General features: G+C 73.1%; 16 protein-coding genes and 1 tRNA gene. 5 read left to right on the top strand and 12 right to left on the bottom strand.

The features are described 5' to 3' along the window. Positions 1–369 precede the first annotated feature (369 nt). From KV557_RS10745 to KV557_RS10755, 3 genes are all read right to left on the bottom strand, one after another. Positions 370–2,034: an FAD-dependent oxidoreductase gene (locus KV557_RS10745; RefSeq protein WP_218199586.1), complete on the bottom strand. Its 1,665-nt coding sequence runs from the start codon at positions 2,032–2,034 to the stop codon at positions 370–372. A 66-nt stretch (positions 2,035–2,100) separates the two neighbouring features. After that, positions 2,101–3,042 carry an AurF N-oxygenase family protein gene (locus tag KV557_RS10750; RefSeq protein ID WP_218199587.1) on the bottom strand — a complete coding sequence of 314 codons (942 nt, stop codon included), beginning with the start codon at positions 3,040–3,042 and terminating at the stop codon, positions 2,101–2,103. A gap of 240 nt (positions 3,043–3,282) precedes the next feature. Further along, a complete protein-coding gene (locus KV557_RS10755) occupies positions 3,283–4,329 on the bottom strand; it encodes an alpha/beta hydrolase (protein ID WP_218199588.1) in 1,047 nt (348 codons plus the stop codon). Positions 4,330–4,673: 344 nt separating this feature from the next. Between KV557_RS10755 and KV557_RS10760 the strand changes: the two genes are divergently transcribed. Continuing rightward, positions 4,674–4,961 (top strand): hypothetical protein, encoded by a 288-nt coding sequence (locus KV557_RS10760; RefSeq protein WP_218199589.1) that lies wholly within the window; start codon positions 4,674–4,676, stop codon positions 4,959–4,961. Here KV557_RS10760 and KV557_RS10765 read toward each other — a convergent pair. Both KV557_RS10765 and KV557_RS10770 read right to left on the bottom strand, forming a co-directional pair. Continuing rightward, the gene (locus tag KV557_RS10765) at positions 4,953–6,191 is read right to left on the bottom strand and encodes an RNA polymerase sigma factor (protein ID WP_218199590.1); all 1,239 of its coding nucleotides are present in this window, start codon (positions 6,189–6,191) and stop codon (positions 4,953–4,955) included. The genes KV557_RS10760 and KV557_RS10765 overlap by 9 nt on opposite strands. Then, positions 6,188–6,568 (bottom strand): YciI family protein, encoded by a 381-nt coding sequence (locus KV557_RS10770; protein ID WP_218199591.1) that lies wholly within the window; start codon positions 6,566–6,568, stop codon positions 6,188–6,190. Before KV557_RS10770 ends, KV557_RS10765 begins: the two co-directional genes overlap by 4 nt. A 282-nt stretch (positions 6,569–6,850) precedes the next feature. Between KV557_RS10770 and KV557_RS10775 the strand changes: the two genes are divergently transcribed. Then, positions 6,851–8,230: a hypothetical protein gene (locus KV557_RS10775; protein WP_218199592.1), complete on the top strand. Its 1,380-nt coding sequence runs from the start codon at positions 6,851–6,853 to the stop codon at positions 8,228–8,230. Between the two features lie 244 nt (positions 8,231–8,474). On the opposite strand, the gene KV557_RS10780 is transcribed toward KV557_RS10775, so the two are convergent. Continuing rightward, positions 8,475–8,558: transfer RNA gene (locus KV557_RS10780), tRNA-Leu, on the bottom strand. 58 nt (positions 8,559–8,616) lie between these two features. Continuing rightward, entirely contained in the window at positions 8,617–8,817 is a 201-nt protein-coding gene (locus tag KV557_RS10785; protein WP_218199593.1) for a DUF397 domain-containing protein, read from the bottom strand. A 472-nt stretch (positions 8,818–9,289) separates the two neighbouring features. Between KV557_RS10785 and KV557_RS10790 the strand changes: the two genes are divergently transcribed. Further along, positions 9,290–9,856, top strand: coding sequence for a hypothetical protein (locus KV557_RS10790; protein WP_218199594.1), 567 nt, complete (start codon positions 9,290–9,292; stop codon positions 9,854–9,856). A 329-nt stretch (positions 9,857–10,185) separates the two neighbouring features. Here the strand turns inward: KV557_RS10790 and KV557_RS10795 are convergent, their stop codons facing one another. From KV557_RS10795 to KV557_RS10805, 3 genes are all read right to left on the bottom strand, one after another. After that, positions 10,186–10,968 (bottom strand): alpha/beta fold hydrolase, encoded by a 783-nt coding sequence (locus KV557_RS10795; protein WP_218199595.1) that lies wholly within the window; start codon positions 10,966–10,968, stop codon positions 10,186–10,188. A gap of 249 nt (positions 10,969–11,217) precedes the next feature. Further along, a complete protein-coding gene (locus KV557_RS10800) occupies positions 11,218–11,748 on the bottom strand; it encodes a hypothetical protein (RefSeq protein ID WP_218199596.1) in 531 nt (176 codons plus the stop codon). A 32-nt stretch (positions 11,749–11,780) separates the two neighbouring features. Beyond that, positions 11,781–12,572, bottom strand: a complete 792-nt coding sequence (locus tag KV557_RS10805) for an SDR family oxidoreductase (protein ID WP_308129838.1) — start codon at positions 12,570–12,572, stop codon at positions 11,781–11,783. Positions 12,573–12,689: 117 nt separating this feature from the next. Here KV557_RS10805 and KV557_RS10810 point away from each other — a divergent pair, with 117 nt between their 5' ends. After that, positions 12,690–13,604, top strand: a complete 915-nt coding sequence (locus KV557_RS10810) for a sigma-70 family RNA polymerase sigma factor (protein ID WP_308129839.1) — start codon at positions 12,690–12,692, stop codon at positions 13,602–13,604. 62 nt (positions 13,605–13,666) lie between these two features. On the opposite strand, the gene KV557_RS10815 is transcribed toward KV557_RS10810, so the two are convergent. Together KV557_RS10815 and KV557_RS10820 are read right to left on the bottom strand one after the other, a co-directional pair. After that, complete coding sequence (locus tag KV557_RS10815; RefSeq protein WP_308129840.1) at positions 13,667–14,185, bottom strand: DinB family protein; 519 nt, start codon at positions 14,183–14,185, stop codon at positions 13,667–13,669. 38 nt (positions 14,186–14,223) lie between these two features. Continuing rightward, a complete protein-coding gene (locus tag KV557_RS10820) occupies positions 14,224–14,799 on the bottom strand; it encodes a nucleosidase (protein WP_256177197.1) in 576 nt (191 codons plus the stop codon). A gap of 310 nt (positions 14,800–15,109) precedes the next feature. Here KV557_RS10820 and KV557_RS10825 point away from each other — a divergent pair, with 310 nt between their 5' ends. Beyond that, positions 15,110–16,582, top strand: a complete 1,473-nt coding sequence (locus KV557_RS10825; protein ID WP_218199599.1) for a hypothetical protein — start codon at positions 15,110–15,112, stop codon at positions 16,580–16,582. Positions 16,583–16,590 lie beyond the last annotated feature (8 nt).

Genomic DNA, 16,590 nt, shown 5'->3' on the forward strand with positions numbered 1-16,590 from the left:
GAGGCCCTCCCACGCCGGATCCGGCAGCCCCGGCACCGCCCGCCCGGCCTCCAGCCAGAGCCGCGCCAACTCGGCATAGATCGGCACCTCCGGATCGGGCGCCAGTGGCGGCTGCACGGCATGCAGGAACGTTTCTTTGCCCGACCCCCAACGCGGAGCCGGCATCACCCCAGGACTACTCACACCCGCCCAACGCAACTCACCCATACCGGGACACGGCCGCGTCAACCGGGCGGCGCGACGTCAGCCGGTGGAGCGGCGGACGCGTCGCACAGAAAGTCGGCGGGTCCGACTTCCTGCGCGTGCTCGTCCCCCAGCGCGGCCGGCGCGGCCGCCGAATCAGTAGACCGACCTACATATTCGCCCCGCCTACCCCTTCCTCCGCCCCGCCGCCAGCAGCTCCGGTACCGTCGCGAGCTTGACCCGGGGGCGGCCTTCGGCTTCGCCTCGGGTGCGTTCGGCGCGGTCGACGGCCCGCAGCTCCTTCAGGCCGACGGCGTCGGGGCGGCGACGGCGGATGAGGCGGTCGAAGTCCTTGCGGGTGGCCGCCGGGGTGGGGAGGGCTCGGGCGGTGGCATCGTCGAGGAATGCGTCCACCGTTTCACGGGCGCAGGCGCGGTTGGCGCCGATACCGCCGGACGGGCCGCGCTTGGCCCACCCCACCACGTACGCCCCGGGCAGGGCGAGCCCGGTGGACGGGTCGATCACGCGGCCGCCGCGGTGGGCGACGGTGGCCGCCGCCTCGTCGAAGGGGAGGCCCGGGACCGGTACGCCCCGGTGGCCGATGGAGCGGACGACCAGGCCGGCCCGGATCACGTCCTCCTCGCCGGTGAGTGAGGCGCGCTCGCCCGCGAGAGTGGTCCGCCCGACGGTCACAGCAGAGACTCGCCCCTCCCCCGTCAGCGCCGTCGGCGCCGACAGGAACCGCAGCACGATCCGCCGCCCCGGCCCCGGCTCCGCCTCCCCGTCGAACCGTTCCAGCGGCAGCCCGGCGAGCAGCGCGGCCCGCGAGTCCGGCGCCGCCGCCCCGATCGCCGCCCGCACCTCCGGGTGATCGTCCACCACCACGTCCACGCCCGGCAGTTGGCGCAGCGCGAGGAACTCGGACCGGGTCCACGCCGCCTGCTCGGGCCCGCGCCGGGCGAGCAGCACGACCTCCCGTACCCGGCTGCCGCGCAGCGCCGCCAACGCGTGGTCGGCGATGTCGGTGGCGGCGAGCCGGTCCGGGTCCGTCAGCAGAATGCGCGCGATGTCGACGGCGACGTTGCCGTTCCCGACGACGACCACCCGCTCGGCACCGGCAGCGGACAGCGCCACCGCGTCGGCCGGCACGGTCGGTTCGGCGTTGTACCACCCGACGAAGGTGGTGGCGGGCAGGCTGCCGGGCAGGTCCTCGCCGGGTATGCCGAGCCGCCGGTCGGCCGCCGCGCCGACCGCGTACACCACCGCGTGGTGGTGGACGGCGAGTTCGTCGTGCGTGACGTCCGTCCCGACCTCGACGTTCAGGTGCACCCGCAGCCGGGGGTCGTGGAAGACGCCCGCGAAGCTCTCCGCGATCCGCTTCGTCGACTGGTGGTCGGGCGCGACGCCGTGCCGCAGCAGGCCGCCGGTGACGGGCAGCCGGTCGATCATGGTGATCTCGGCGCCGGTGCTGCGCAGCAGTTCCTGCGCGGTGTACCCGGCGGAGGGCCCGGTGCCGACGATGGCGATCCGCAGCTGCCCGCGGCCGTCGGGCAGGCTGCGCGGAAAGGCGGGCGCGCCCCAGGCGTGGTCGCTGGGGTGGTCGCGGTACCAGTCCCGGTTGAGGTCGCCGAACACGGTGTCGGGCCCGCGCAACCGGTCGACCGGGAAGACCGCGTCGACCGGGCAGGCGTCCGCGCAGGCGCCGCAGTCGATGCACGCCGCCGGGTCGATGTACAGCATGTCGGTGGTGCCGAACTCGGGTTCGTCCGGCGTCGGGTGGATGCAGTTGACCGGGCAGACGGACACGCACGAGGCGTCGTTGCAGCAGGTCTGGGTGATCGCGTAGGCCATGGCCGGGGTGGGGTCCTCGCTGCGTGGGGGATATCCGAGGGGGCGATCTCGATCTCTGACGTGACGTCAGAGCATGTGGATGCGCCGGTAGATGGACGCCGAGCGGCTGGTGAGCAGCCCGGCCTCGGCGAGGAAGGCCATCAGGTGCCGGGAGCTGGTGCGCATCATCACCCTGCGGTGCTCGCTGGACCGCACCTCGGCGAGCGCCCGCGCCACGTCGAGCCCGGCTGCCTTGTACACACCCGGGTGGACCATGCTGCTGACGATGACGTACGCGCCCATGGCGATGCCGGTCGCCGAGGTGCGCCGGCGGACGGGGCCGGCGTACCGCAGGCGTTCGCGGATCTCCTGGCGGGCGAACTTCATGTGCCGCGACTCCTCGACCACGTGGATCCGGGAGGTGCCGCGGACGATCTCCAGGACGTTCTCGCCGCGCATCCAGTCGCGCTGCATGACGTCGAGCACCTCTTCGGCCACCAGGATGCCGCCGTAAGCGAGTTCGCCCTTCGCGAGCGCCTTGAACGCCCGCCCGAACTGCGCGATCACCTTGTTCGGCCGGTACGCCGGGACGCCCATCTTCTCGCAGGCGCGCGCGAACATGATCGAGTGGCGGCACTCGTCGGCGATCTCGGTGAGCGCGAAGCGGAACTCGGCGCCGGCCGGGTCCTTGAGGTACTGGTCGCGGAGCACCATCTGCTGGAGGATCATCTCGAACCAGATGCCGGTGTTCATGATCGAGCAGACCTCGTGGCGGGTGAGGGTCACCCGCTGTTGCTCGGTCATCTCGCCCCACAGCCGGGTGCCGTAGAGCGTGCTCCACTCCGGGTTCAGCCCGTACTGCCCGTCCGGGAGGGGCGCGGCCCAGTCGATCTCGGTCGAGGGGTCGTAGGAGAGCATGGCGGCCGACTCCAGCAGCCGCTTCGAGACGTTGTCGTCGTCGGCGGTGTGGCCGTGGGCGTCTGCGCGTCCATGGTCACGCCTTCGCGCCGCCGGGTCGGTGAGAGCCATGGCTGCCTCCAGGTGCCTACTCCTGCGGGTTCCCGCTCACCCGCTTATTAGACGGACAGTACAATAAGAGCCCGCCCCCGAGAACCCCCCGTGCCGCAGACCGGGGGCGCGCACGACAAGGGCCCGCGCCCCCGGGTGCGGAGCCAGGAGCGCGAGCCAGGAGCGCGAGCCTCGCGCCGAGCGCTCGCCGGCAAAGCGCTCGTCAGCGAGCAGAACGCCCGACTCCAAGCAGAGCCCTCGTCAGCCAAGCGCCTTCCGCAGCGCCCCCGCTGCCTCCGCCGTCGCCTCGCGGAACCGGTGCCCGATGCCGAGGTAATGGGCGTACCCGTGGATCAGGTCCGGCTGCCGGCTCAGCTCCACCGCCACCCCCGCCGCCCGCAGCGCCGCCGCGTAAGCCTCGCCCTCGTCCCGCAGCGGGTCGAAGCCCGCCGTACCGACGTACGCGGGCGGGAGGCCGCCCAGGTCCTCGGCGAGCAGCGGCGACAGGCGCGGGTCCGTACGGTCCACGGGCTCGGGCGCGTAGTGGTCCGCGAACCAGTCCATGTCGTCGCTGGTCAGGAGGAACCCGTCCGCGAAGAGGCCCCGCGAGGGCCGCCGGGTCGACGCGTCCGTCGCCGGGTACAGCAGCAGCTGGAAGACGGGCGCCGCCCCGCCCCGGCGCACCGCCCGCTGGGCGACGACGGCGGCCAGGTTGCCGCCCGCGCTGTCCCCGCCGACGGCTATCCGCTCCGGATCCGCCCCCAGGTCGCCCGCCTTGGCGTGCGCGAAGTCGAACGCGGCCAGCGCGTCGTCCGCCGCCGTCGGGAACACGTGCTCGGGCGCCAACCGGTACTCCACCGACAGCACCCGCACCCCCGCCCGCTTCGCCAGGAACCGCGCGACGTGGTCGTGGCTCGCCCGGGAGCCGATCACCCAGCCGCCGCCGTGGAAGAACACGAGCAGCCCTGCGCGATCCCCCAGCCCGGCCGGCGTGTACAGAGTCGCCGCCAACTCGCCGTGCTCCGAAGGGATTCCGACCTCCCGGACGGCCACCGACCCGATCGTCGGCCCGCCCACCAGGAAGCGCGCGTACTCCATCGCCGCCCGCGACGGCCCGACCCCGCCCGGCAGCACCAGGTGGGACTTCGACAGCCGTTGCAGCTTCAGGATCAACTGCGCGTCCAGCGCGAGCGTCTGCCCGTCCCGCACCACCGGCGCCCCCGCGATCGCCCGCCGCACCCCCTCCGGCAGCGCGTACGCGCCCCGGACGACGGCGGCCTGGATCCGGACGGGGAGTGGGATCGTCATCTCTGCCTCCTGGGCGCTCTCTGGGGAGCCCCCATGATGGGCGCCACGGCCCGCTGTGAGAAGACCCGTCAACAAGCCGCCGCGAGGGCCCGGTCGTCGGCCCAGCCCCTCCCGCCCGTGACAGTGCAGTGGGAGGATGTGGCATCCATAGACGTCCGTGCGTCGACGAGCGGCTACGGCACGACCAGGACCGTACGACTGACGACCGGCGACGGGCGGCGGGCGACGGGCGGGCATTCCGCCTCCGGCCTTGGAGGACGGAGCCCGCAAGCAAGATCCGGACTTCGACGAGAAGTGCGAGCAGACAGTTGAGTTCTGGGAGCGCTACGCCTGATCGTGGGCACGTGATCAGCCACCTTGAGGACGACAGGCATCAGCCGACGCTCGACGAGATCGAGGAGCGTTTCGTCGCGCTGCTCGAAGGCCGGCTGAGCCGGGACGACGCGGACCGGTGGGCCTGCCGCCGGCTGGTCGACGACCGGTTGGAGTGGGGTGAGTTGGAGGGGTGGGCGCTCGACCTGCTGGCCGGGATCGACCTCCGACCGGGCCCGACGGCCGGCTACCTGCACGACGACGAGCAGGTCCGCGGGTGGCTGCACGAGCTACGGGCGCGCCGGGCAGCATCACGTTAGGCCCTCCAACCGCCGCGCCCGCCCGGCGAGGTGCCGCCGCTCGGGCGCACTCGCCGTACGGGCGGCAGCCTCCCGGTAGGCGCGGGCCGCCTCACCCAACTCCCCATCCAACTCCAGCAGATGGCCACGCACGGCAAGCAGCCGGTGATGGCGGGCGAGCCGCTTGTCGCCCTCCAGTTCCGCGAGCAGCCCGAGCCCGGCGGCCGAACCGTGGACCATGGCCACGGCGACGGACCGGTTGAGAGCAACCATCGGGTTCGCGTCGAAGCGCAGCAACACGTCGTACAGGGCGAGGACTTGCGGCCAGTCGGTGGCGTCCGCGCGCTCGGCCTCACCGTGCACGGCCGCGATCGCCGCCTGCACCTGGTACGGCCCGGCCCGCCCGCCCGGCAGCGTCCGCTCCAGCAACTCCACGCCCTCCGCCAGGAGTTGACGATCCCACAGCCCCCGGTCCTGCTCCGCGAGCGGCACCAGCTCGCCGTACGCCCCGGTGCGCGCCGGGCGGCGGGCGTCGGTGAGCAGCATGAGCGCGAGCAGCCCCGCCGTCTCGGCGTCCTCGGGGACGAGGCGCAGGAGCATCCGGGCGAGGCGGATCGCCTCCGCCGACAGCTGCGGTGCGGTCAACTCCTCGCCGGCGGTGACGGTGTAGCCCTCGTTGAAGACCAGGTAGAGCACGTGCCGGACCTCGGCAAGTCGGTCAACAGCCCCCGCATCCAGGGGCAGCCCTTTGATCGTCTGTTTGGCTCGGCTGATCCGCTGCGCCATCGTCGCCTCGGGCACGAGGAACGCGGCGGCGATCTGCGCCGTGCTCAGACCGCCGACCGCGCGCAGCGTCAGCGCGATCCGACTCGGCACGGACAGCGCCGGGTGGCAGCAGAGGAACAGGAGAGCAAGCGAGTCGTCCCGGTCCGGAACCGAGGCGTCGGCCGCGGGCGCGAGCAGCGCGGACTGCGGGGTGGCGAGCGCCAGCGCCTCCTCGCGGCGCCGCCGCGCCGACTCGCTGCGCACCTGGTCGACCAACCGGCGGGAGGCGACGGTCACCAGCCAGCCGCGCGGGTTCTCCGGCACCCCGCCCTCGGGCCACTGCAGCGCGGCGGCCAGCAGCGCCTCCTGCACCGCGTCCTCGCACGCGTCGAATGCGGAGCCGCCGTGCCGCCGAACGAGCACGCCGAGGACCTGCGGCGCCAGCTCGCGCAGCAGGTCCTCGACACCGTGGTTCAGCGGGCTCACGCGTCCGCCGCGTTCGACGGGTTCGACGGGGACTCGTGCAGTATGGGCCACAGTTCGACCGGCTCCGCGTCCGCGAACGGGAAGTCCGCAGCGATCTGCTGGGCGCGCTCCAGGCTCTCGCAGTCGAGGAGGTAGAAGCTGGCCAGGTACTCCTTGGTCTCCAGGTACGGCCCGTCGGTGACGACCGGCGCACCGTCCGCCCGGCGCACCAGCTGGGCGGCCGCAGCGTCCGCGAGACCGTACGCACCGAGCAGCTCGCCGCTCTCGCGGTACTTGGCGTTGAACGCCTCGACCTTGGTGATCGCCTCCGGCCACGCCTCGGCAGGGAAGGCGTCCCACTTCTCCTGGTTGCCGTAGATCATCGCGAGGTACTTCATGTCGGGTGTCCTCTCCGTGCTCGCGCGCCGTGCACCGGCGCGCTGTCACCCTTCGGTCGGAGCGGGGGCCGGGTCCTCGACATCCGCCGACAGCATTATCTTCGGACCTTCCGCGCCGACCCTGACGGCCCCACCGCACAGCCGAGCCGACTCGCCCACTTCCAGCCAGGATCGAACCGCCCGTTGACCACGGGAGGCACCCGACGATTGGCTCTCCCCCGAACCCACCGACAGGGGAGCAGGGGTGGGTCGGGCAAGTCCATCAGGGGAGGACGAATCACCATGCAATCGGCCAACCGAACAACCCGCATCGCACGGGCCGCCTGCGCGCTCGCCGCCGCAGCAGCCCTCGCCGCCACCGCCACGCCCGCCCAGGCCGACCCGGCGTGGGGCCTGACCAGCCAGGTCGACGTCGGGGTGAACGGCGCCCGGCCCGACCACCAGTCCACCGCCCTCGGGGTCAGCGCCGACGGCCGGTACGCCCTGTTCAGCTCGGAGGCGACGAACCTGCTGCCCGGGACCGGGACCGGCACGATCACGTTCGGGCTGTACGTCCGCGACCTCCGGAACGGCCGGACCGAACTCGTCAGCCTGGCCGACGACGGCACCCCACTGGCCGGCGTCGGCGAGGCGGCGGGGATCAGCGGTGACGGCCGCTACGTCGTGTTCAGCAGCGGCGCCGCCAACGCGGTGCCCGGGCAACCCGCCAAGGGCTGGGGGAACGTCTACGTCCGCGACCGCGCCACCGGCCACACCCAGCTGGTCACCGCCGGCACCGCGAGCGGCGGGGACCAGACCCGCAACGGCGCCTGGGCCCCGTCCATCAGCGCCGACGGCCAGTACGTCGCCTATATGTCCACCCGCACCGACCTCGTGCCCGGAGCCGCCACCAAGCCCGACGCGCGGAACGTCTACGTCACCGACCGCAGCACCGGCACCACCCGCCTCGTCACCACCGGCGCGGACGGCAATCCCGCCAGCGCCGACTCGGGCAACGCGGTGATCAGCGCGGACGGCAGCACGGTCGGCTTCAGTTCCAAAGCCTCCAACCTGATCCCACCGGCCCAGGGGGCACCCGACGCCGAACTGCTCCGGCTGCGGTACACCAGCCTCTACACCTACGACCTGGACAGCGGCCGCACCACCCTCGCGAGCCTCGACGCCACCGGCGGGTCGGGCTCCGCAGCCCCGGCCATCCGCCTCAGCCCCGACGGGCGCTACGCCGTCTACGCCCTCGGCGCCACCCCGCTGCCCGGCGGCAAGGCCCGCACCGAGCTCTTCATCCACGACCTGTGGACGGACGACGTGAAGAGCATCAGGACGTCGGCCAACCCAGCGGCCGTCTGCTGGGCGGACCCGTCGGCCGCCATCACCGCCGACGACCAGTGGATCTACTTCTCCGGAGGCTGCTCCGACACGGTCATCCCCGCCAACAAGGCCCGGTACGACCTCTACCGCCAGGATCTGACGACCGGACACACCGAGCCGATCAGCACGGCCCCCGACAGCGCCGAGGAAAACGGCAGCGCGTACGGCCCGTTCCCGGCCGACGACGGGGCGACCGTGGTCTTCACCTCCACCAGCACCAACCTCGTCCCGGGCAGCAGCGGCACCGGCTCGGGCAGCTGGCAGGTCTACGCCCGCACGCTGAGCGACGACTGACCGGGCCCGGAGCGGCGATCTCCCCGAGGTGGCGGTGGGGGCGGGACAGGTGCGGAAGGGCTCCACCGTGGACAGTCTTGCGGGAGCGGTCCTGAACCCGTCCGCCCCGCAGCACTGACCAGCGGAGACGCAGATGGCCCCTCACGAAACCGTGAGGGGCCATCTGCGTTCTCGGCCATCAAAACGGCCGGTCAACTCGACATGGTGTCGGGTTGACCGGCCGAATTGGGTCGGTTGACCTATGTGCGCGAGGGGGGAGTTGAACCCCCACGCCCTTTCGGGCACTGGAACCTGAATCCAGCGCGTCTGCCTATTCCGCCACCCGCGCATCTGGGTGATGGGTAAATAGTAGACCATCGGGAGGGGCGCTTCTGACCACCCCCGGGCTACGCCGGGAAGTCGCCCTCGCGGACGGCGGCGACGAAGGCCTCCCAGGCCGGGGCAGGGAAGACGAGGGCGGGGCCGGACGGGTCCTTGGAGTCACGCACCGGGACGACGCCGGGGAATCCGGGGGCTACCTCGATGCAGTTGCCGCCGCTGTAGCTGCTCTTTCGCCAGGCGGTCGCGGCGAGCTCGTTCCTCGTCATCTCTGAACCCTTCCAGCGCATCGGCGATCAGCGCGAGCGAGTCGGCCGCTGAGAGTGCCTCCTCGTGGAGCAGATCATAGCTGCGGCGATGCCTCGCCACGATCTCCGGATCATCACTGGAATGCCCGCGATCGAGGCTCTCGGAGTACATCTTCGCCAACGCCGTCCAGCACTCCGACGCCCCCGCCGACCGGCTCGTCGAGATCCGCTTCTCGCTCGTCAACACCCACCTCCGCCTCGAAGTCCACGACGCCGGCACCGGCCGCCCGTCCCTCCGCCCCTCCTCCCCCCCCAGGACGAGAACGGGCGCGGCCTGTTCATCGTCAACGAGCTTGCCGAGCGTTGGGGTTGCTGCCCGCGTGCAGGCGGGATCGGCAAGTTCGTGTGGGCCCTGATCGCCCCCGCGCCCGGCTTCACCGACCTCATCTTCGGCAACGCCCCGACCGTCCTCGCCGTCTGAAGGTAAGCCCCGATGCAATCGCCCTCCCCCGTCACCATCGCCCGGCACGCGTTCGACACCGGCGCCACCCCCGCCGAGGTCTACACCACCCTCGCCCGCCGCACCCGCGAACCCGCCGGCTCCGCCCGCGCCGTCTGCCGCGCCCTCGGCATCCCCGCCGACGAGACGTCCTGCCGCCTCGACGACTGCTTCGACGCCCTGCTCGCCAACGCCCGCCCCGGCGGCGAGGCCGACACCGGCGAACTCCTCGAAGCGCTCGGCGTGTTCGACGTCCCCAAGTCCCTGGACGCCCACGACCTGGCCGTCGTCGACCAGTTCCTCGCTGCCATCGACGCCATGGGCGGCATCCGCGCCGGCCACCAGCACGGCCTCACCCGCTGGTTCGTCACCGGCAACCTGACCGCCGCGTTCCTCTCCCTCGCCGCCACCCAGCCCCGCCCCGGCACCGGCGACCCCACCCACTACTGGACGGCCCTGATCACGGCCGGGGAACTCCTCGCCTCCCGCACGCCGCCCGACCCCCGCATCAAGCCCGCCCTGGACCGCTGCCGCGAGCGCGCGCGAACCACCCAGCCGTGACACACAGCTGCGCGCAGGAAGTCGACCCAGCCGACTTCCTGCGCAGGGGCAGCCCGCCTCACCCGGGATACTGAGCCCAACAACCCAGCACGACTGGCCCGTTGGGGGAACCGTGTTCCACGCTCCTCGCCCGCACGACTTCCACCTCCCCACCCCTCGCGAGACCTCCGAGACACCGTCGCCGACCTCGTTCTCCGTCCACCGACCGCGTTCTGAGGTTCACCCCAAGGTGGGGTTTGACTCAACGAACTACCGTCCGGCTGCCGAGAAGCCAACGGGGGCGGCGGCGCTGAGGGCCGCCGCCCCGCCGCACTCCGCTCATACGATGCTCACACGGTCGCGAGGAACTCCCGCACGGCGTCCCCGAATTCGACGGGGGCGGTGGTGACGAGCAGGTGGTCGGCGTCCAGCTCCGCCAGCACCGTGCCGGGGCGGCCAGTGATCATGGCCTCGACCTGCTCGGCGGGGATGACCCCGTTGGTCGCCCGGATCAGCAGGGCGGGGCAGCTGCTGCCTGTCCAGTCCGCCCGGTGGTCGCCATGCACCTGCTCCTCCGAGTCGTACATGTCCTGCGGGTGGAACGGCAGCCGCCAGCTTCCGTCGTGGCTCTCGCGCAGCCGGTCGGCGAAGTACGGAGCGGCGGGGCCGAGTCCGGCAACGAGCGCGTCGCGCGTGGGCGCGTCGTAGGGCATCTCAAGGACGAAGCTCAGCGGGTTCGGCCCCTCCAGTCCGAACACCACGGGCGCGTCCACGTTGACGAGCGCGCCGACCCGCTCGGGGTGGCGGGCCGCGAACTGGTAGGCGTTGATGCCCCCGAGGGAGTGGCCGAGCAGCACGACGCGGTCGAGCCCGAGGTGGTCCAGCAGCGCCAGGACGTCGGCCAGGTATCCCTCCCGCGAGTAGTCCCCGGCCCGGTCCGAATCGCCGTGTCCCCGCTGGTCGAGGGCGATCACCCGCCACTCACCGCCCAGCGACGCGGCGAGCTGCGCGAACATGGCCCCTTCCCCCAGATGCCCGTGCAGCGCGACGAGCGGACGGCCGGTGCCGCCGAAGTCGAGGTAGGAGAGCCGGCGGCCGTCGATGGTCAGTTCGGAACGGATGGCGTCGTTCATCGCTGTTCCCCCTGTGGAGTGGCTGACGAGAAGACCATATCCAGAACTCAGACGTACGTGCAATACAAACGTCCAAGACGCTCGTCCGTCCCGTGGGCGGCGCAGGAAGTCGGCCGGTCCGACTTCCCGCTCAACCCCTCCGCGCCACGGTGAAGTACTCGTACAGGCACAGGTCAATCCCGGCGGCGGCCCCGGCGGAGGTCCACAGGCCACCGCCGCCGGTGAACAGCACCTCCGGGTCGGCAACCCTCAGCCGGTGATCAGCGGCTCGTAGGCGCAGCCCTCCTCGGCGTTGAGGAGGACGTAGGCGCGGCCGGGGCCGGTGGCGACCTCGCGGAGGCGGGTGAGGGCCTCCGCCTCGGTGGGGAGGTCCAGGCCGAGGGCGCGGGCGGCGGCGTCGCGGTCGGCGTACAGGTCCGGCTCGTCCTCCAGGTACTGCTCGGCGGCCTCGGCGCTCTCCTCCGCGGTGAGGTTGCGGCAGTCGCGCCACCAGGGCACGGTGAGCAGCAGCCGGACCAGCTCGCGGAAGTCGAGGGCCATGAGCGCCGCGCCGCCCTCGGAGTCGGCGTACAGGACGGGACGCGCCTCGCCCAACTCGGTTTCGCCGCAGAAGAAGAAGGTGCCGCCCGCGCCGTCCTTGGCCACCGGCTCCAGGGGTTCGCCGGAGGCGAGGACGACCTCCTCGACGTGCGGGTAGTGCTCCAGGTCGAAGTCCCCCGGCCAGAGCAGGTAGTCGAGGGCGGCGGGGTTGGCGCGGATGGCGGCGAGCAGCGACGTCATGGCGGCCACCCTAACCGGCACCTGCGGCAGGGTCAGGACGCCAGCCGCTCGGCGAGGAAGTCCTCCCAGGTGCGGTGGCCCTGCTCGGCACCGGCGAGGGTGAGGTTGGCGCCCGAACGGTAGGCGCGGCCGACCTTGCCGGGCACCCGGACGGGCAGGTGCGGGCGGGTGCGGCCGAGCGCGCGCAGGTAACCGCGGGTCAGCTCGCCCATGGCGTACACCTCGGGGCCGGCCAGGTCGGGGACCAGGCCCGCGGGCTCGTTGAGGGCCAACTCGACCAGCCGGGCGGCGACTTCGCGCGCGTCGACGGGCTGCCAGCGGACGCCGCCGGGGACGGGGACGAGCGGCAGCTTCGCCATCTTCTCGACCACGGTGAGCGCCAGGTCGTGGAACTGGGCGGCGCGCAGGATCGTGTACGGCACGCCGGAGTCGGCGACCGCCTCCTCTGCAACGTGCTTGGCGCGGAAGTAGCCGAGCGGGATGCGGTCGGCGCCGATCACCGAGATGTAGACGAGGTGCCGCACCCCGGCCCGGCGGGCCGCCGCGACGAGGGTGCGGGTGGCGGCGTCGTCGCCCTTGGGGCCACCCGCGAGGTGCAGGACGGTGTCGACGCCCTCCAGCGCGTCCGCCAGACCGGTCGCGTCGCCGAGCAGGTCGCAGCGCACGTACGTCACACCGTCGGCGGCCTCGGAGGCGCCGTCGGCGGCAGCGCCGCCGTGTCGGCTGAGGACGCGGACGTCCCGCCCGGCGGCGCGCAGCAGCGGGACGACGTGGCGGCCGAGGGTCCCGGTGCCGCCGGTCACGAGTACGGGGGTGTTCGTCACGAGAGTCTCCGATTCGTCCGGGCCACAGCCGGCCCGGGAGTTGATCTCCGGGCCACAGCGGCTAGGTTGCGTGTGCCTCTGCTGCTCTGACCCACGGCGACGAAGGAATGTGACACGGTGGACGAGAACGTTGTGCCGGCCGGACGGACCGCCCTCTTCGAGGAGCACCGGGCCCATCTGCGCGCCGTCGCGTACCGGATGCTCGGCTCGCTCGCCGAGGCCGAGGACGCCGTCCAGGAGGCGTGGCTGCGGTACGACCGCACCGACACGAACGAGGTGTCGAACCTCGGCGGCTGGCTGACCACGGTGGTCTCGCGGATCTGCCTGAACCTGCTCCGCTCGCGCGCGCAACGGCGGGAGGAGCCGCTGGACGCGGGACCGTCGGGCGAGCCGCGCATCCCGGACCCGGTGATCGGGCCGGCGGGGGTGGTGGACCCCGAGCAGGAGGTGATGCTCGCGGACTCCGTCGGACTGGCGCTGATGGTGGTGATGGAGTCGCTGTCGCCGGCCGAGCGGGTCGCGTTCGTGCTGCACGACATGTTCGCGGTGCCGTTCGAGGAGATCGCCCCGCTGATCGAGAAGACCGCCGCCGCGACCCGTCAGCTGGCCAGCCGGGCCCGCCGCCGGGTGCAGGGGCAGGCGCCGGCGCCCGACAAGGACCTCTCCCGCCAGCGGGAGGCGGTGGACGCGTTCTTCGCGGCGGCCCGCAACGGCGACCTCGACGCGCTGGTGGCCGTGCTCGACCCGAACGTGGTGCTGCGCTCGGACGGCGGCGCCCTGCGCGCCCGGCACTCGGTCGTGTTCGCGGGGGCCGCCACGGTGGCCGGCCAGGCCGTGCTGTGGGGCAAGCTGTCGCCGTTCGCCCGCCCGGCGCTGATCAACGGCACGGCGGGCGCGGTGGTGATCGGCCCCAACGGGAAGCCGCTGTCCGTCATGGCGTTCACGGTCGTGGCGGGCGCGATCGCCACGATCGAGGTGCTCACCGACCCGGAGCGCCTGAACGCGCTCGACCTCTCGCTCTTCGACGCCTGAAACGCCTGAGCGCCTACGGAACAGCGGGCGCGCTCCCCGGGGAGCGCGCCCGCCTCCCCAGGTCAACGCCCGACCGCACCGTCCAGTTGCTCGCGGATGATGTCCGCGTGCCCGGCGTGCCGCCCGGTCTCCTCGATCATGTGGACGAGCACCCACCGCATCGACGGCGCCTCGCCGTCCGGCCGCAGCGAGCGCACCCCCGGCCGGTCCAGCTCGGCCCCGACGGCGGCGGCCACGACGTTCGCCCGGGCGATCACGTCCCGGTACGCGGCGACCTCCTCCGCCACCGTGGCCCCGTCCAGCGGCACGTCGTCGGACTCCGCCGGCTTGTCCCCCACGCCCTGGTAGGCCCACTCGAACCAGTGGAGCTCGACCAGGGTGAGGTGCCGGACCAGCCACAGCAGGCTGGTCCCGGAGGCGACGCCGGGCCGCCGCGCGTCCTCGTCCGAGACGCCGGCGAGCTTGCCGATCACGGCTTCGCGCAGGTAGTCGAGGAAGGTCAGCAGCGTGGTCGGCTCATCGGCGTTGACGCCGGGCGGACGGACATCGGAGCGCTTGAGCGGCGCGGTGTTCTCGGTCACCGCGCCACTCTAGGGCCCGCGAAATACCTGAGGAACCGTCACCAGCCCTGGGCGGCGACCCAGTCGGCGAGGTGGCGGGCGCAGGTGTCGACGGACTCCTGCCAGGTGTGGACGGCGCCGGCGCCGGCCTCGTCGCTGACGTGCTTGACGAGGCGGACCGGGACGCCGGCGCGGAGGGCGACGGTGGCGACCGCGTAGCCCTCCATGTCGACCAGGTCGGCGTGCTCGGCGAGGCGGTCGCGGGCGGCCGGGTCGGAGACGAAGAGGTCGCCGGTGGCCAGGATCGGGCCGTCGCCCTTGGCGATCACCAGCGGGGCGCCGTAGCTGCGGCCGGTGAGGGCGAGCAGGGCGGGGCTGTCGAGGTCGTGCTGGATCACCTGGGTGACGTGGTGGGTGCCCTCCCAGCCGGGGCGCAGCGCGCCGGCGGTGCCGAGGTTGATCACCTCGGCGGGCTTCTCGCCCTGGGCGAGGACGGTGGCGAGTGCGGCGGCGGCGTTGATCTTCCCTATCCCGGTGAGCAGCACGGGCAGCCGGTCGTCGAGGTGGGCGGCCTCCTCGCGGACGGCGACGACGAGCAGGGGGCGGTCGGGTGTGATCGTTCCAAGCAGGCGCATGGTCCCCATCGTACGGAGCACGGGCACGGACGCCCCGACGGCGACGGCCGGACGGGCGTCGCGCCCGCGTCACCACGACGACCCCGGGGAACCGCACAGGGTGCAACCCGCGTCGGACCGATCGCCACCCGCCTCCGCCCGGCAGAGCCCGGCGGACACGTGAAGACCGAGCGGAGGCGGCGGGCCCCAACTGTGCACGGCGAAGCTCAAGATCGGCGCAACTCGGGTGTGGCCGGGGGGACTGACGGCCATACTGCTGGCATCGGCCGGACCCTCGACGACGGGCCGGCCCCAGGGGAGGATGAGGCGGGTGGCGACACCAGTAGGTAACGGCGCACCGGGCGCCGTGGTCCCGGGACGGCCGAACCGTCCACCGGCGCCACCGCCCCGGCCGGGCGTCCCGGCGCAACGGCCCGGCGCAGCACCCGCGAGCCGGCCGCCCTCGGCCCTCACGCCGTCCGGCCTGAAGGCCCGGCTGACGCGCGCCTCGCGGACCGCGCCGGGCCGGCTGCGGCTGGCCGGGGCGGTGCTGGCGGTGCTGACCGTGGCGTTCGGGGGGCTGACCGCCTGGCAGCTGGAGACCAGGGCGCAGGCGGCCGAGCGGGTGGTGTCGTACAGCCAGCCGCTGAGCCGGGACGCGGCGGACATCCATCGCTCGCTCGCCGACGCGGACACCACCGCGGCGACCGGCTTCCTGCTCGCCGGCGCCGAGCCGAAGGCCGTCCGGGACCGCTACGAGCAGGACCTGTCGACGGCCGCCCGACTGATCGCCGAGGCCGCCGCCCGGACCACCGCCGCCTCCCCCGCGCAGGGCTCGCTGGCCAGGCTGAACCAGCAACTGCCGGTCTACGCAGGGCTGGTGGAGAGCGCGCGGGCGGACAACCGGCAGGGCTTCCCGCTCGGCGGCGCCTACCTGCGCTACGCCTCCGACCAGATGCAGAACGTGCTGCTGCCGGCCGCCGCCGAGCTGACGGCCGCCGAGAACCAGGAGCTCGCCGACGACTACGCCGCGGCCAAGGCCGTGCCGTGGGGGGCGTACGCGCTGGCGGTGCTCACCGTCGGCGCGCTGGTCTGGGTGCAGGTGGTGCTGTTCCGCCGCACCAACCGGGTGTTCAACCCGGGCCTGCTCCTCGCGACCGCCGCAGTGCTGGCCGGCGCGTTCTGGCTGGCCGTCACCAGCGCGTCCACCGGCACCGCGCTGAAGGACAGCGACCGCAACGGCGCGACCCCGCTGCGCGCGCTCAACACCGCGCGGGTGGACGTGCTGACCGCCCGGCTCGCCGAGAACCTGCACTACGTCGCCCGCGGCTCCACCACCAAGTACGCGGAGCAGTGGTCCAAGACCACCAATGGCCTGGCCGTGCCGGCGCAGAAGGATCTCCCGATGCTGCAGCGCGCCGGCTCGCTGCCCGAGGCCGTCAACCTCGCTCCCGCGGTCGCCGACCGGACGGTCCGCGATGCCGCCCAGCAGTACGACACCTGGTACGAACGGCACGACAAGGCCAGGAAGTCGGAGACCGACAACGCGGACTACCAGGGCGCCCTGGACGCGACCGTGACGGCCGACCAGGCCAAGGCGCCGGGCACCGCCGACGCCGCATTCAACGCCACCGACCAACTGCTCGCGAAGGCCGCCGACATCGAGCAGCAGGAGTTCCGCAAGGCCGCCGAGGGCACCGACGGGGACCTGCGCACCGCGGCCGTCGCGGTCGCGCTGCTGGGCCTGGCGGCCGCCGCGGCGGCGCTGCGCGGCCTCGGCCGCCGACTGGCCGAGTACCGGTAGAGGGGGAA

The sequence above is a fragment of the Kitasatospora aureofaciens genome (assembly GCF_019192735.1).
GTDB lineage: Bacteria > Actinomycetota > Actinomycetes > Streptomycetales > Streptomycetaceae > Kitasatospora > Kitasatospora aureofaciens_A.

What these genes read in the sequence shown, in the direction of transcription:
- KV557_RS10745 (WP_218199586.1), bottom strand. Translation starts at nt 2,034, where the DNA reads ATGGCCTACGCGATCACCCAGACCTGCTGCAACGACGCCTCGTGCGTG.
- KV557_RS10750 (WP_218199587.1), bottom strand. Translation starts at nt 3,042, where the DNA reads ATGGCTCTCACCGACCCGGCGGCGCGAAGGCGTGACCATGGACGCGCA.
- KV557_RS10755 (WP_218199588.1), bottom strand. Translation starts at nt 4,329, where the DNA reads ATGACGATCCCACTCCCCGTCCGGATCCAGGCCGCCGTCGTCCGGGGC.
- KV557_RS10770 (WP_218199591.1), bottom strand. Translation starts at nt 6,568, where the DNA reads ATGAAGTACCTCGCGATGATCTACGGCAACCAGGAGAAGTGGGACGCC.
- KV557_RS10775 (WP_218199592.1), top strand. Translation starts at nt 6,851, where the DNA reads ATGCAATCGGCCAACCGAACAACCCGCATCGCACGGGCCGCCTGCGCG.
- KV557_RS10785 (WP_218199593.1), bottom strand. Translation starts at nt 8,817, where the DNA reads ATGACGAGGAACGAGCTCGCCGCGACCGCCTGGCGAAAGAGCAGCTAC.
- KV557_RS10790 (WP_218199594.1), top strand. Translation starts at nt 9,290, where the DNA reads ATGCAATCGCCCTCCCCCGTCACCATCGCCCGGCACGCGTTCGACACC.
- KV557_RS10795 (WP_218199595.1), bottom strand. Translation starts at nt 10,968, where the DNA reads ATGAACGACGCCATCCGTTCCGAACTGACCATCGACGGCCGCCGGCTC.
- KV557_RS10800 (WP_218199596.1), bottom strand. Translation starts at nt 11,748, where the DNA reads ATGACGTCGCTGCTCGCCGCCATCCGCGCCAACCCCGCCGCCCTCGAC.
- KV557_RS10820 (WP_256177197.1), bottom strand. Translation starts at nt 14,799, where the DNA reads ATGCGCCTGCTTGGAACGATCACACCCGACCGCCCCCTGCTCGTCGTC.